The 14,029-nt window shown below is 44.5% G+C and carries 14 protein-coding genes; all 14 read left to right on the forward strand.

The features are described from left to right. The first annotated feature begins 36 nt into the window (after positions 1-36). Positions 37-750: a hypothetical protein gene (locus tag MHI21_RS09020; RefSeq protein ID WP_342419873.1), complete on the forward strand. Its 714-nt coding sequence runs from the start codon at positions 37-39 to the stop codon at positions 748-750. Then, positions 701-1,225 (forward strand): accessory gene regulator B family protein, encoded by a 525-nt coding sequence (locus tag MHI21_RS09025; RefSeq protein ID WP_342419874.1) that lies wholly within the window; start codon positions 701-703, stop codon positions 1,223-1,225. Before MHI21_RS09020 ends, MHI21_RS09025 begins: the two co-directional genes overlap by 50 nt. A gap of 124 nt (positions 1,226-1,349) precedes the next feature. After that, positions 1,350-2,072 carry a LytTR family transcriptional regulator DNA-binding domain-containing protein gene (locus tag MHI21_RS09030; protein WP_342419875.1) on the forward strand — a complete coding sequence of 241 codons (723 nt, stop codon included), beginning with the start codon at positions 1,350-1,352 and terminating at the stop codon, positions 2,070-2,072. A 342-nt stretch (positions 2,073-2,414) separates the two neighbouring features. Then, on the forward strand, positions 2,415-2,618 hold the full coding sequence (locus tag MHI21_RS09035) for a helix-turn-helix transcriptional regulator (protein ID WP_342419876.1): 204 nt from the start codon (positions 2,415-2,417) through the stop codon (positions 2,616-2,618). Positions 2,619-2,982: 364 nt separating this feature from the next. After that, positions 2,983-4,095, forward strand: coding sequence for a citrate synthase (gene citZ / locus MHI21_RS09040; RefSeq protein ID WP_028542893.1), 1,113 nt, complete (start codon positions 2,983-2,985; stop codon positions 4,093-4,095). Between the two features lie 151 nt (positions 4,096-4,246). Continuing rightward, positions 4,247-5,542, forward strand: a complete 1,296-nt coding sequence (gene icd, locus MHI21_RS09045) for an NADP-dependent isocitrate dehydrogenase (protein WP_023987916.1) — start codon at positions 4,247-4,249, stop codon at positions 5,540-5,542. Between the two features lie 16 nt (positions 5,543-5,558). Further along, positions 5,559-6,500, forward strand: a complete 942-nt coding sequence (gene mdh, locus MHI21_RS09050) for a malate dehydrogenase (RefSeq protein WP_342419877.1) — start codon at positions 5,559-5,561, stop codon at positions 6,498-6,500. A 302-nt stretch (positions 6,501-6,802) separates the two neighbouring features. Further along, complete coding sequence (locus MHI21_RS09055) at positions 6,803-7,219, forward strand: hypothetical protein (RefSeq protein ID WP_023987918.1); 417 nt, start codon at positions 6,803-6,805, stop codon at positions 7,217-7,219. A 215-nt stretch (positions 7,220-7,434) separates the two neighbouring features. Continuing rightward, on the forward strand, positions 7,435-8,304 hold the full coding sequence (locus MHI21_RS09060; RefSeq protein WP_013309602.1) for an SDR family oxidoreductase: 870 nt from the start codon (positions 7,435-7,437) through the stop codon (positions 8,302-8,304). Positions 8,305-8,423: 119 nt separating this feature from the next. Then, positions 8,424-10,226, forward strand: coding sequence for an ATP-binding protein (locus tag MHI21_RS09065; protein WP_342419878.1), 1,803 nt, complete (start codon positions 8,424-8,426; stop codon positions 10,224-10,226). Positions 10,227-10,354: 128 nt separating this feature from the next. Then, complete coding sequence (locus tag MHI21_RS09070; protein WP_013309604.1) at positions 10,355-11,086, forward strand: response regulator transcription factor; 732 nt, start codon at positions 10,355-10,357, stop codon at positions 11,084-11,086. Positions 11,087-11,245: 159 nt separating this feature from the next. Further along, the gene (locus MHI21_RS09075) at positions 11,246-12,370 is read left to right on the forward strand and encodes a methyl-accepting chemotaxis protein (RefSeq protein WP_342419879.1); all 1,125 of its coding nucleotides are present in this window, start codon (positions 11,246-11,248) and stop codon (positions 12,368-12,370) included. Between the two features lie 127 nt (positions 12,371-12,497). After that, positions 12,498-13,256 carry a phosphate ABC transporter ATP-binding protein PstB gene (gene pstB, locus MHI21_RS09080; protein ID WP_013309606.1) on the forward strand — a complete coding sequence of 253 codons (759 nt, stop codon included), beginning with the start codon at positions 12,498-12,500 and terminating at the stop codon, positions 13,254-13,256. A 38-nt stretch (positions 13,257-13,294) separates the two neighbouring features. Further along, the gene (gene phoU / locus MHI21_RS09085; protein ID WP_025721993.1) at positions 13,295-13,954 is read left to right on the forward strand and encodes a phosphate signaling complex protein PhoU; all 660 of its coding nucleotides are present in this window, start codon (positions 13,295-13,297) and stop codon (positions 13,952-13,954) included. The last annotated feature ends 75 nt before the right edge of the window (positions 13,955-14,029 follow it).

The following is a 14,029-nucleotide window of genomic DNA, read 5'->3' on the forward strand; positions in this document are numbered from 1 at the left end:
ATAATTAAGGTAGATTAATTGAATGGGCGGTGTGAGGTGTTAAATAATGTTCTTTATATATTACTCGGTATTTTGGATGCAATAGCCGTTATGGTGTTCTCCTTGAAAATATATATGTTGCCAGTTGCATCATATAAAAAAAGGATTATTGGGTTTGGGATATTCATAGCCGTAATTTCATTTTTTATGCGTGTGGTTTTTGACATTCCAAAATGGGATCTACCTTTACAATATATACTCTTTATATTGTTTTTCCGTTATGGAATGGCGATTAAAACGCATTTAGCCGCATTTATCTTAGGAGCTGGTATTAGTGCATATGCAATTTTGCAGGTCGGTGTTTATTACCTGTATAACTTGTTGGGTATTTTGCAGACCGGTGTACTACAGCAAAACACAACCTATCAGGTCTTTGTCCTCCAAATAACATATATACTTATCAGCTTTGCTATATCTTTTGCCCTCAGGATTTATTATGTTGGATTTTCATTTATTGTCACGCCACCACACGATTTTTTGTGGCGTGAAAATTATTTATCCGAAGAAAATAGGAGAGTATCAATTAGCGCTCTTTTATCCTCTGTAACCATCTGCATAGCAGGGGTACTTTTATACCAGCTTAGTCCGTTTATTTTGTTGCTTATGTCTATATTCACATTTGGTCTCTCTTATTTCTTTTCACGCAAGGAGGACAGGGAAGATGCTAGAAAGGCTATCGAGGCGTATCGCTCTAGGAATAAAAAGAGCTGATCCAGATGGACCCGGCAGCGCCGACGTACTAACATATATAATTGCGATTAAGCTTAATTGGTATTCTGGCCTAATACTTACACTATTGTTCGGATGGGTACTAAGTGATGTTTTAAATGCCCTATTAGCCTTTTTCTCTTTTGTGGTGCTTAGAAAGTATTCTGGAGGATTGCATTTCAAATCTTTAACGGTTTGTGCTGTATTTTCGGCTGCACTCTTTGCCGGCATTCCCTTAATACCTTTGGGGCATGATGGCACACTACTGCTTACATCCATAACGGCATTAGTGGTTCTATGCGTGGCCCCGAACAACTTTGAAGATATTAACCCTTCTAAAATAGACCCATATCTAAAATGGGTTTCCCTAGTAATTGTACTCACTAATTTTATTATTCAATCTCCTGTAATTGCTCTTTCTTTCGCGGCCCAGGCTATTCTACTTCTACCGTTACCGAAGGGAGGTGAACGAGCATGAAAAAAAGTATCGCACGTCTTGTGTCCAAACACTTATCTAAAGATGCTAACAAAGCTGCTATAAGCCGCAAAACCATCATCGGAGCTTTACCGCTGCCGAAAGAACTACGGAAATGATTTGACCTATGGACAACGACAACAGAGAGATTTTTGCACCGGAAGTTTTGCCAGATGGGCAATATGGAGAACGGTATTCATTTTTCGAGAGCGACCTAATAGCCATTGAAAATTGGAAACCAAAATCCAACTATGAAGTACCGTTTTTTTTCACAACCAACGGTAATTATACAGTTCCAACTACACTCGGGGAATTCTCAGATGGATTTCCCGATTTTATTAGCCTGGATTCGGGTAATCTAGTGAATTTAAAAAATGTTTCCACACACGAAACAGCTGACTATGGCGGCAAAGTTTTTTTTGGTGGTTCCCAAGCGCATACTAGCGTTAATAAGACTAATTCTGTATTTTTGAGTGACCTTATTGATGCTGCTAAAAGGCGCCCCGATGATCGGCGGTTTATCTTAGGTGAAACTAAGACTTCGGTTGGCCTTTACCCTGCGAAAGATGTTTGCTTTTTTGATATGTGGGACCCCAAAAAAAATTATCATGTTCCTCGTTTTCATAACCAAAATGAATACATCGCAATCATTTTGACCTTCAAGAAATGCAAGAAGGCTTTTCCTTATCTATTTCCTGCTACTCCAAGTCAGTTAATAAATCTATCAAAAGTAGCTGGATATGATGAGCAGAGTTATGGAACGAAAATTATATTTAAGGATACAGATTATACTTGCTCTATAAGCAAAAGCAAACTTGAGATGCTAAAAAAAATACTAGAATTTAACTAAGCCCGCCTTTGGTTGGGCTTTTATCATACATATAAGAAAAAGTCAAGAAAAATTCACCCTAGGATGGCCCAATCCAGTTCGACATCATACGACATTTTTCCCCTTTACGTCATGATGTGAATGTTGGTATAAAAAGGTTAAGAGATTCAAGAACTCAAAATAACAGGAACGAAAGTCCCTGTTACGAGAGGGGATGTGAAAAAAACGCCTCCCAAAGAGAGGCGCTTAAATGTGGGTTGGCATCCCTGCCAGGATAGCCGAGTTAGATCCCACTAATAAGAATTCACTGAGAGTATAAAGGTAATTAGAATTTATATCAATCACATCAGGGGAGAGAAATAGATGGAAAAAACAAAAAAAGTAGGTATAGGCACTGTAAGGCATGAACTTGGATACAGTATCGAAGAAGCTGCAACCTATGCAAACATTACACCCGATGAATTGACGAGTTATGAAGCTGACCATAGCACAACTCCGATTATAGTAGCCGTTAAGTTGTTAGAATTTTATGGTGTTCCCTTCGAAAAAATCGCCTTTAGAAATTGAAAATCCACCCCACATTTTTCCCACAATTCGCGTGAATCACGTTGAAATACGTTGATTCACGTTGAATATTTTTTGTGTAGAAAAGTGCAAATAACTTTTACGCTACCGCACAAGCTGATATCCAGTGATACACGTTGAAACAAATTATTGAAAGCGGTTCTTTATGGAAGCGATAAAACATTTGAATGTGTTGGAATAGCCCTTAATGTTCACATAAACGACAAAATCCAGTATAGTGAAAGAAGGTTTAAATATTGACATATGGCGTTAACATTACTCAGCTATTTAAAAGACATATCTTACTTTTGAAAATGTTTACATTGCAAGTCCGTTCACAATGTTTTTACAAAGGAGAGATGTAACGATGACAGCGACTAAAGGTCTGGAAGGGATCGTAGCGACCACTTCCTCCATAAGCTCTATCGTAGATGGCGTTCTCACGTACCGGGGTTATAACATTGATGATTTGGCTGTTAACGCCGATTTTGAAGAGGTAGCTTATTTGTTGTGGTTTGGAAAATTACCTGATAAAGAGCAATTGCAGGAGCTTCGTAACCAGTTAAGCGAATACGCTGCTATTCCGGATGAAATTGTTACTCAATTAAAGTTATATCCGAAAAATTTGAGTACAATGGCTGCCTTGAGGTCAGCCGTATCGTCTCTCGCTTTGTATGACCCAGAGGCGGATGATATGTCGAGAGAGTCTAATGTGACCAAAACCGTCAAGCTTCAGGCGCAATTGCCTACCATTGTGGCAGCTATAGCACGTATACGCGAGGGCTTGGAGCCGATTGCGCCTAAAAAAGGTATTTCCATCGCTGAAAACTTTTTGTATCAGCTGACTGGCAAGGACCCGGAGGAGACGGCTATTAAAGCGTTCAATCAGGCTCTCGTATTGCACGCCGATCATGAATTAAATGCGTCTACCTTTGCTGCGCGTGTAACGGTAGCCACATTGTCGGATATTTATTCCGGAATCACGTCTGCAATTGGAGCTTTAAAAGGACCACTGCATGGTGGGGCCAATGAGGCTGTGGCCAAAACGCTGGAGGAGATTGGTGGCTTGGATCAGGTGGACTCCTATATTCAGGCGAAACTGGATAACCGCGAAAAAATTATGGGCTTTGGACACCGAGTCTATAAAAACGGTGATCCGCGTGCCAAGCATTTGCACAAAATGTCCCGCGAGCTGGGGGAAATGAACGGCGACACAACGTTGTTTGATATGTCAGTTCGAATTGAGGGAATTGTAACAGGGCAAAAAGGCTTGAAGCCCAATGTGGATTTTTATTCTGCCTCTGTGTATACCCAGTTGGGTATCAAGAGAGACCTGTTTACACCTATTTTTGCTGTGAGTCGTGTATCCGGATGGACCGCACACATTTTAGAGCAGTATGAAAATAACCGCCTGATTCGTCCTCGCGCCGAATATACAGGTCCAATGGATCAAAAATATGTATCACCAGAGTTGCGCTAACCCTTTATCGAAGGAAGATTGAGGTTGTATACCCTGAATTTAAAAAATAAGGTACAATAGAGGGGACGACGAGAGATGTACGTTTTTGTCTGTGATAAAGATCATGTCTTTCGTCCTGTACCCATTCATATCTGAGGAGGAAAAGGAACTTATGGCGAAATTTGAAAAGTTTGAGCTCCCAACTGAAGGCGAAAAAATTACGATTGATAACGGTCAACTACAGGTTCCGAACCATCCGGTAATTCCGTTTATCGAAGGTGACGGCACGGGTCGCGACATCTGGAAAGCTTCCAAACGCGTACTGGACGCAGCTGTAGAAAAAGCATATAACGGCAGCAAAAAGATTGCCTGGTATGAAGTATTCGCTGGTGAGAAAGCTTTCAATACATACGGCGAATGGCTCCCTAACGATACTTTGGAAGCCATCCGTGAGTATATTGTAGCCATCAAAGGACCACTTACGACACCTATTGGCGGTGGTATCCGTTCGTTGAATGTGGCATTGCGTCAGGAACTGGATTTATACGTATGTCTGCGTCCTGTTCGTTATTTTAACGGTGTTCCTTCTCCAGTGAAACGTCCTGAATTGGTAGACATGGTTATTTTCCGTGAGAACACAGAAGATATTTACGCGGGGATCGAGTATGCTGAAGGGTCCGAAGACGTGAAAAAGGTTATTCAGTTCCTCCAGCAAGAGCTGGGTGTGAACAAAATCCGTTTCCCTGAAACCTCTGGTATTGGCATTAAGCCAGTTTCTTCCGAGGGTTCAAAGCGTCTGGTACGGGCAGCCATTCAGTATGCTGTTGACCACGGACGCAAGAGTGTAACGCTCGTACACAAAGGTAACATTATGAAATTTACCGAGGGTGCCTTCAAAAACTGGGGTTATGAAGTGGCTGAGGAAGAATTTGCAGATAAAGTATTTACTTGGGCCCAATATGATGTAATCAAGGAAAAAGACGGTGAGGATGCGGCGAATGCAGCTCAAAAAGCAGCTGAAGATGCAGGCAAAATCATTATCAAGGATGCAATTGCTGATATTGCACTTCAGCAAGTACTGACTCGTCCTTCTGAATTTGATGTGATTGCTACGCTCAACCTGAACGGGGACTATCTGTCCGATGCTCTTGCTGCCCAAGTTGGTGGAATTGGTATTGCGCCAGGTGCAAACATTAACTATGTAACAGGGCATGCTATCTTTGAAGCTACACATGGTACAGCTCCAAAATACGCCGACAAAGACGTAGTGAACCCTGGTTCCGTAATTCTGTCGGGCGTAATGTTGCTTGAACACTTGGGTTGGCAAGAAGCGGCTGACCTGATTTACAAAGGGCTGGAGACGTCCATTAATAAGAAGATTGTAACTTATGACTTTGCTCGTCTGATGGATGGTGCTACACAAGTGAAATGCTCCGAGTTCGCAGATACCATTATTAGTAACCTGTAAGGAAGGGGAATACCACTTGTCCATTCAACGTAAAAAAATATCCATTGTTGGCGCCGGTTTTACCGGTGCCACTACCGCATTGCTGCTGGCTCAAAAGGAGCTAGGTGATATCGTACTGATCGATATTCCGCAACTAGAGAATCCGACCAAAGGCAAGGCGCTTGATATTTTGGAGGCCGGTCCGGTGCAGGGATTTGACAGCCAGATCACGGGCACTTCCAGTTACGAGGATGCAGCTAACTCGGATATCGTCATTATTACAGCCGGGATTGCACGCAAGCCGGGTATGAGCCGTGATGATTTGGTAAATACGAACGCAGGAATTGTAAAATCCGTTTGTGAGAACGTGAAGAAGTATGCGCCGGATTCTATCGTCATTATTCTGAGTAATCCGGTAGATGCTATGACCTATACTGCCTACCAAACGCTTGGGTTCCCGAAAAATCGGGTTATTGGCCAATCAGGTGTGCTGGATACAGCACGATATTTTACCTTTATTGCACAAGAACTGAACGTTTCCGTCGAAGACGTACGCGGCTTCGTTATGGGTGGTCACGGTGATGATATGGTGCCCCTGGTACGCTATTCCAGCGTTGGAGGTATACCTATCGAAACCCTGATTTCGCAGGAACGTATCGAAGCGATCGTACAACGGACACGCGGTGGTGGCGGTGAGATCGTCAATCTGTTGGGTAATGGTAGCGCATATTATGCACCGGCAGCTTCGCTTGCACAGATGACAGAAGCGATTGTAAAAGATAAAAAACGGATTATCCCGGTCATCGCCTATCTGGAGGGAGAGTACGGCTATCAGGATTTATTCCTTGGTGTACCGACACTTCTTGGCGGTAATGGTATCGAAAAAGTGTTCGAGTTGGAATTGACAGCCGAAGAAAAAGCAGCGCTCGATCAATCCGCCGAATCGGTCCGCAGTGTGATTAAAATAGTTACCGTATAGATTCAATTTTCTACTAAAACGGTGTACTTTTACTTGAAGAGGTGTCCCAAGCCATAGTTATGGCCGCCGGACACCTCTTTACTTTTAAGTGATCTATTCGTTTTCTTCCTTATTCCTTTGCTTTGGACCACTTCCCCGGTATAATAGAGTTCATATGCATTGATAGTTACATGAGGATTTTGCAAAATCCTGACATAGAAAAGCATGTCCCAAAACACTGAAAAGATGGTAGTCATTCGTTGGAATATGATCGTTCTATGGAAAAAGTTTGTAATAAAACAAAGAAATGGAGGTTGTAAAGAATGTTTTTTATTCACATTATTGGATCATTGGCGATGGGTTTTTATTTATTGCTCCCCTTCGTTGTGGGCAAAATCGACAAATTGGCTCCTAGCGTGCAGGAAGGAACGATATCGGCTGTTCAGCTATTGAACCGTTTGGCTCAATTTGCACTGATCCTTGTGCTTGTTAGCGGTATCTATATGATTTTTCCCTGGGGTTCTTATTCGGTAGCATGGATCGTTGTCGTTTTGCTGTTGTTTCTCGCCATTTCTGGTATCGCGGGAGCCATGGGTAAGCCGTTACGGCTGTCGCTAGAAGCGATTCGTAGCCAACAGCCTATTACGCAATACGCTGGCAAAATGCGAATGTTCAGTACGCTGCTTGCCGTATTCCTGATTTTAATTACGTTTTTAATGGTATACAGCCATATTATTTAATTATGCATTTGGTGAGAGCCTATAATCGAATGATAACAAATGCTAAATTGAAAAAAACGGTCTGTGCTGAATAAGCATAGGCCGTTTTTTGTGCGCTCAAATAACTGCATTTTTCTTTTTTCGTTTAACGAATAACTTTGTGTGGTAAATCAGGAGTAGAGTGGATGCAAATGTTGCATCCTATAAAATATCTGATCTTGAAGGGAGAATGTACAATGCCTAAAAGTAATCAACCTCAGCAAACTTTGCCCCCACAGCATCAGGACCAGCAACCGGGGATTGAGTCCAAAATGTCGCCTGCACCTCAGTTTGAAAAACCAACTTACAAAGCCGCTGGCAAGCTAACAGGTAAAGTTGCACTTATTACTGGTGGAGACAGTGGAATTGGACGGGCTGTAGCTGTCACGTACGCCAAAGAAGGTGCGGACGTAGCTATCATCTACTTGAATGAGCATAAGGATGCGGAAGAAACAAAACGTCAGGTAGAGCAGGAGGGACGCAAATGCGTGTTGATTCCTGGCGATATCGGAGATGACCAATTTGCCAAAAAAGCAGTTCAACAGACGGTTAACGAGTTGGGCAAGCTCGACATTGTCGTGAACAATGCGGCAGAGCAGCATCCACAACAAAAGCTGGAGGATATTACCAAGGAACAGTTGGAGCGCACGTTCCGTACGAATATTTTCGGTATGTTCTTCCTGACGCAAGCAGCATTGCCGCATTTGAAGAAAGGGAGCACAATTGTCAATACAACATCGATTACCGCGTACGCTGGGAACAAGACACTCATTGACTATTCATCGACCAAAGGGGCGATCACATCCTTTACTCGTTCCCTTTCACTCAATTTGGCGGATCAAGGTATTCGGGTGAACGCTGTAGCACCAGGGCCAATCTGGACGCCGTTAATCCCGTCTACATTTGATGCCAAGACGGTCAGCGAGTTTGGAGGAGCACAGCCAATGAAGCGTCCGGGCCAGCCGGAAGAATTGGCGCCAGCCTATGTGTACCTTGCTTCTGATGATTCTTCATATGTAAGCGGGCAGGTTATTCATATCAATGGCGGTGAAGTTATAAACGGATAAGAGGACAAAGGAAAGGCTGGGGCCGTGTTATGCTCTGGCCTTTTTTCTTTTCACAGTGGAACATAATGAAGGTAGCCTGTAGAATGAGACTTAACTTACATAAAGGATGGGCATATTTTATGAAATCGTTTCGTTTCAGGCTTACCCTGATCATGCTGATTTTGATTGGCGTATCTGTCCTTGCTGCTGGAATCACGATGGGACAAATTTTTAAAAATTCGAATATGAAGGTGCTAGAGGAGAACATGGGACGGGAGATCGACCTGCTTCGCGCTACATTCCCTTTTGTTAATGCAGATGCCCTGTCCAGTACGGATTATGTCTCTTATTATTCTCAAAAGGCGAAGGAAATTGCCCGTCTGACGGAATCGCGGGTGACCTTCATTCGCAAGGACGGGACGGTGGTTGGCGATTCGTTAAGCGATCCGCGTAAGATGGAAAACCACGCATCTCGTGAAGAAATTCAGCAAGCCTCCACAGAGAGAATCGGACGCACGATTCGTTACAGCGAAACCTTGCAGCGGAACATGCTATACGTTGCAGAGCCTGTTGTATCGGACAAGGGCTTTGACGGATATATCCGTTTGTCCATGAGTCTGAAAGCGGTGGAGGAGGGAGTACGCCGCGGCTGGACGGCTATCGGGATTGGACTCGTGTTGCTATTTCTTGCTGCTGGATTGGTGAGCTATCGTATTGCCCGCAGTCTGACCTCGCCTATTGAGCATATTACAGGGGTAGCCAACCGCATTTCAGGACTGGATTATGACGCAAGGGTTGGTGTGCAGCGCCGGGACGAAGTAGGGCAACTGGGTGAAGCCATTAATCGTATGGCTGACAGTCTCCAAAACCAAATGAAAACGATACGTGACAATGAGGATCTACTCCAGAGCGTTATGAGTAATATGACAGGCGGGATTCTAATGATTGATGCAAGTGAGTGTATTGCGCTTGTAAACCGTGAGTCTGAGCGAATGCTCGGTGTCGTGGGCAAACGGGTGACGGACAAGCCGTATCATGAGCTGAAGAAGCACTATGAGCTCACAAAGCTAATTGAGGGCAGCATACAAAGCCGAGAAAGGCTGCATGGTGAGGTTCATTTGTACAATCCCGAGGAAAGACTCGTGTTGCTGGATGGTGTTCCGATGTATGAGGATGAAGGCGGATACCGGGGGATGCTGTTCCTTTTACAGGATATTACGGCTATTCGACGGTTGGAAAATATGCGGAGCGAATTTGTGGCAAACGTTTCTCATGAGCTAAAAACACCAATTGCCGCAGTCAAGGGTTTCGCCGAGACGTTACTCGGTGGCGGGGTTAAAGATGAGGAGACGGCCCGTTCATTTTTGCAAATTATATATGATGAAAGCGAACGATTGAATCGGCTGATCGGTGACATTCTGGAGCTATCCAAAATTGAATCCAAGCGTTCTCCGCTGGATTGCTCGCCAGTGCACGTTTCGTCGTTCATAGAATCATTGCTGGAAAAACTGAACAATGTAGCTGCAAAAAAAAGAATTACGCTGCATATGGATATCCCGGATGAGCTGTTTATGGAGGCAGATGAAGATAAGCTTCAGCAGATTTTCCTGAACCTTTTGTCTAATGGCATCAACTATACACTTGATGGTGGCAAGGTAAAGATTAAGGTTTTAACGATCCAGCGGGAGAATGACACGGAAAAGGTCGTATTTACAGTCAGTGATACAGGTATTGGAATTCCAAAGAAGGACCTGCCACGTATCTTTGAACGCTTTTACCGGGTGGACAAAGGACGCTCGCGCAACTCTGGAGGAACGGGACTGGGATTGTCGATCGTCAAACACTTGGTCGATTTGCATCATGGCACCCTTTCGGTAGAAAGTGAGCTTGGATTGGGTACCACATTTACAGTTGAATTACCGCTATTGCAACAGGAAGAATGAACTATAACCTTTTTTACATTCTGTTAACAATGCCGTGATAAAATAAACGGGTGTCGCATGAGTGTAGAAAAGGTTTCAGGATTTTGACCAATGCGCCTTTAACAGGTAAACAGGAGATGAAGTTATTTATGGGACAACGCTTGCTGGTTATTGAGGATGAACCAACGCTTGCCAGATTGCTATCCTACAATTTGATACAAGAAGGCTTCGAAGTGGACACGGAGGATCATGGCAGTGCCGGGTTTGAAAAAGCCTCCAGAGAGTCCTACGATTTGATCCTGCTGGATTTGATGCTGCCGGGAATGAACGGACTGGACATTCTGAGCAGACTTCGCCATCAGGGGCTGACAACGCCTATCATTATTTTAACGGCCAAAAACGGCGAGGCCGAAGTTGTCCAAGGGCTGAAGTCAGGTGCAGATGATTACATCACGAAGCCTTTTGGCGTTTCTGAACTGTTGGCCCGTGTAACGGCTGTGCTGCGAAGAACTTCCGGCGGGGATGAAGGAGTGCTGTCTGATCAGAAAGATAGCTCTAAAATTCAATTGGGCGAGCTGGAAATTTACCCTGAAAAATATGAAGTCATTCTTGGAGGTCAGTCCATCAGCCTCAGACCAAAGGAATTTGAGGTACTTCTTTATTTGTCCCGCAAGCCGGGTGTGGTATTGACTCGGGATGATCTGATGAATGCTGTTTGGGGTTTTGACTACATTGGCGGTCAACGGACCGTGGATGTGCACGTCAGCTCCTTACGTAAAAAGCTGGAGTTGGATCCCGACTCGGTTCATATCGATTCGATCCGTGGAGTGGGGTACAAGCTGGTTGTAAATAAAAAAAGAAGCGCTTCTCATTTGTTATAAATGAGGAGCGTTTTTCTTTGTCCTAAGCAGTGTACGGAGACTTTTGTGTCCATTTCGTGATTTTACATTTCATTTACAAAAATAGACGTTAGAATCAACAAATGACCGATATGATGTTCCCGTCACTCCAAGTAGTTAAAAAAAGGGGACTTCAGAACGATGATAACGGAACCAAAGACCCAGCCGAGTTCCACTGCCGTGATTGAACGTGAAGCATACAAGCCGATTACTACCTATGTGCCATGCCGGGAGGTTCCGATCATTGGTACGGACATGTCTTGTAAAGAACTGTTAGCACTTATGAAAACACAGGAAGATATACCTTGTGTCATTGTTGTGGATAAAAATGATCTTCCATTGGGCATTATTATGAGAGATGCGTACAATCGCCACTTTACGGGGAGATTTGCTGCGGCGTTGTTCTATGATAAGCCTGCGGCCATATTTGCCGACCCCGATACATTAATTGTGGATTTAAAAAGCCGGGCATCGGACATTGTGGAATTGGCGATGTTGCGTGAAGAACAGCGTTTTTACGATTGTGTGTTGATTAAGGAAGGCACACGATTACTCGGCGTACTCACGATTCGTGATATCCTGTCCGTCGTGCAGCGAATGCAAAGAGAAGCGGACGAAGAGCGGGGCGATGTGATTCGGCATAGCTATGACGGAGTCCAGCGTATTCAGCTGACTGTGCTGGATGCAGCTAAAGAGGCCGATGACAGTGTGCGGCTAACCCGCTCAATGAGTGAATTATCCCGCCGTGGCAAAGTAGAATTGGAGGATGTTTTGCTCTCCTATCGTGCAGTCACGGAGCAAATGAAGCGCCAGCATGAGCAGATGTCGGCGTTGACCCAATCGCTGAATGACATTGCGCGCATGGCCTCATCCATTCGTGCACTGGCAGATCATAGCGGACTGCTGGCGATCAACGCGTCCATTGAAGCGGCGCATGCTGGCGAACACGGACGAGGCTTCCAGATTGTGTCTCAGGAAGTGCGGAATATGTCACTCCAGACGAAAGCCTTTTCCACGCAGATTACAGGCTTACTCACCCATATCGAGCAGATGCTGCGTGACACTGCTGAACTGACGGATACAAGTATGCAGCAGATTCATACAGGCTCTCAATATATTTCTGCTGGAACACAAACTTTTGCCAAACTATTGCAGGCTGTCGATGAAATTGAAGCCAAAAACAGCGAAGTGTCCCGTTCCGCAGAGGAAGCGGCTTTGAATGCAGCCGAAATTGCGCAGGAGCTTGAGCTCATGCTAAGTTCTTGATCATTTTACATACCGTTAACAAATCCACCACACTAAATTTACACACAGCTTATATAATCTTCATATTGTGCAAATCAGGTGCAATGCTTGAGGATCATAACTGCAACACGAAGGAGATCATAAATCCATGAATGATTCCGTAATCCGGATTGATAAGCTGAATTTATATTATGAGAAATTTCACGCGCTGAAACATATAAACCTCGATATTCCTGAAAAAACGGTAACTGCCTTCATCGGCCCGTCCGGCTGCGGCAAATCAACCCTGCTGCGTACGCTGAACCGGATGAATGACATGATACCGGGAACGCGTATTGAAGGCACTGTGAGTATCGCAGGTCAGGATATATACGGCGATACTATGGAAGTAGAAACTCTGCGTAAGCAGGTGGGAATGGTTTTTCAACAGCCTAACCCATTTCCCAAATCGATTTATGATAACGTGGCCTACGGCCCGCGTCTGCATGGAATTCGGCAAAAGGACAAGTTGGACGAATTGGTTGAGCAAAGCCTGCGGCAGGCGGCACTCTGGGAAGAGGTTAAGGATTTTCTGAAGCGTTCTGCTCTGAGTTTATCCGGTGGACAACAGCAACGGTTGTGCATTGCCCGGGCGCTTGCTGTACAGCCAGATATTTTGCTTATGGACGAGGCGACATCTGCGCTGGATCCGATCTCCACGATGAAAATTGAAGAACTGGTTCAGGAATTGCGAGACACGTATACCATTGTCATGGTGACGCATAACATGCATCAGGCAGCGCGTGTGTCCGGTCGAACTGCGTTCTTTTTGAATGGTGTTGTGGTGGAAGCGGCGGATACAGAGACGATGTTTTCCACGCCGCAAGATTCGCGTACGGAAGATTATATTTCAGGGCGATTTGGCTAAAGCCTACAGATGAATATGCCAGAAGGGGTGACTTCGAAATGATACGTAGAAAAGGTTTTGATGAAGGGTTAGATGAACTGAGAGCCGTACTGCGCGAAATGGGAGCACACGTTTCGAAGGCGCTCGATCAGGCCATTGAATGTTTGCAGACCAAAAATACAGAATTGGCTCAGCAGGTGGTCAAAAATGATGCATCCCTTAATACGCTGGAAGAGAATATTCTCGATATGGGCTCCAAGCTCATTATTACCCAGCAGCCGGTAGCGAAGGATTTGCGCCGGATCATTGTTGCATTTAAAATTTCCAGTGATCTGGAACGAATGGGCGATTTGGCGCTTGATATTGCCAAGGTGACACTTCGCTTGGAAGGGCAGCAGATCATTAAGCCGCTGGTGGATATTCCGCACATGGCTTCCATTGTTAAAGAAATGATAGATGATGCGATCAAATCCTATTTGGATGAAAATACAGATCTGGCCTATAAAATGGCCAAAGAGGATGATCGAGTAGATTCCATGTATAGCCACATGATCAGCGATCTGTACGCCTTTATGGTAGAAAAGCCGGCAGAGGCTTCACAAGCCATGCTGCAACTGCTTGTAGGACGATACATTGAACGAATTGGTGACCATGCTACGAATATCGGCGAAAGCACTGTATATCTCGTGACAGGGGAGAGACCAGATTTGAACCAGTAGAGCTTTCAGGTATATAGCGGTTGTTTCTGACCCAGACTTGTCTTTGAGCAAAAGGCAAATTTGGTTAGGAAGCAG

Origin of the sequence: Paenibacillus sp. FSL H8-0168, assembly GCF_038592955.1 — a bacterium.
In the GTDB taxonomy this organism is placed as follows: domain Bacteria; phylum Bacillota; class Bacilli; order Paenibacillales; family Paenibacillaceae; genus Paenibacillus; species Paenibacillus polymyxa_B.

Bases quoted from the DNA above. Each gene is read 5' to 3' on its own strand.
- citZ (WP_028542893.1), top strand. From the start codon at position 2,983: ATGACAGCGACTAAAGGTCTGGAAGGGATCGTAGCGACCACTTCCTCC.
- icd (WP_023987916.1), top strand. From the start codon at position 4,247: ATGGCGAAATTTGAAAAGTTTGAGCTCCCAACTGAAGGCGAAAAAATT.
- MHI21_RS09065 (WP_342419878.1), top strand. From the start codon at position 8,424: ATGAAATCGTTTCGTTTCAGGCTTACCCTGATCATGCTGATTTTGATT.
- MHI21_RS09070 (WP_013309604.1), top strand. From the start codon at position 10,355: ATGGGACAACGCTTGCTGGTTATTGAGGATGAACCAACGCTTGCCAGA.
- phoU (WP_025721993.1), top strand. From the start codon at position 13,295: ATGATACGTAGAAAAGGTTTTGATGAAGGGTTAGATGAACTGAGAGCC.
- MHI21_RS09075 (WP_342419879.1), top strand. From the start codon at position 11,246: ATGATAACGGAACCAAAGACCCAGCCGAGTTCCACTGCCGTGATTGAA.
- pstB (WP_013309606.1), top strand. From the start codon at position 12,498: ATGAATGATTCCGTAATCCGGATTGATAAGCTGAATTTATATTATGAG.
- MHI21_RS09060 (WP_013309602.1), top strand. From the start codon at position 7,435: ATGCCTAAAAGTAATCAACCTCAGCAAACTTTGCCCCCACAGCATCAG.
- MHI21_RS09030 (WP_342419875.1), top strand. From the start codon at position 1,350: ATGGACAACGACAACAGAGAGATTTTTGCACCGGAAGTTTTGCCAGAT.
- MHI21_RS09055 (WP_023987918.1), top strand. From the start codon at position 6,803: ATGTTTTTTATTCACATTATTGGATCATTGGCGATGGGTTTTTATTTA.
- MHI21_RS09035 (WP_342419876.1), top strand. From the start codon at position 2,415: ATGGAAAAAACAAAAAAAGTAGGTATAGGCACTGTAAGGCATGAACTT.
- MHI21_RS09025 (WP_342419874.1), top strand. From the start codon at position 701: ATGCTAGAAAGGCTATCGAGGCGTATCGCTCTAGGAATAAAAAGAGCT.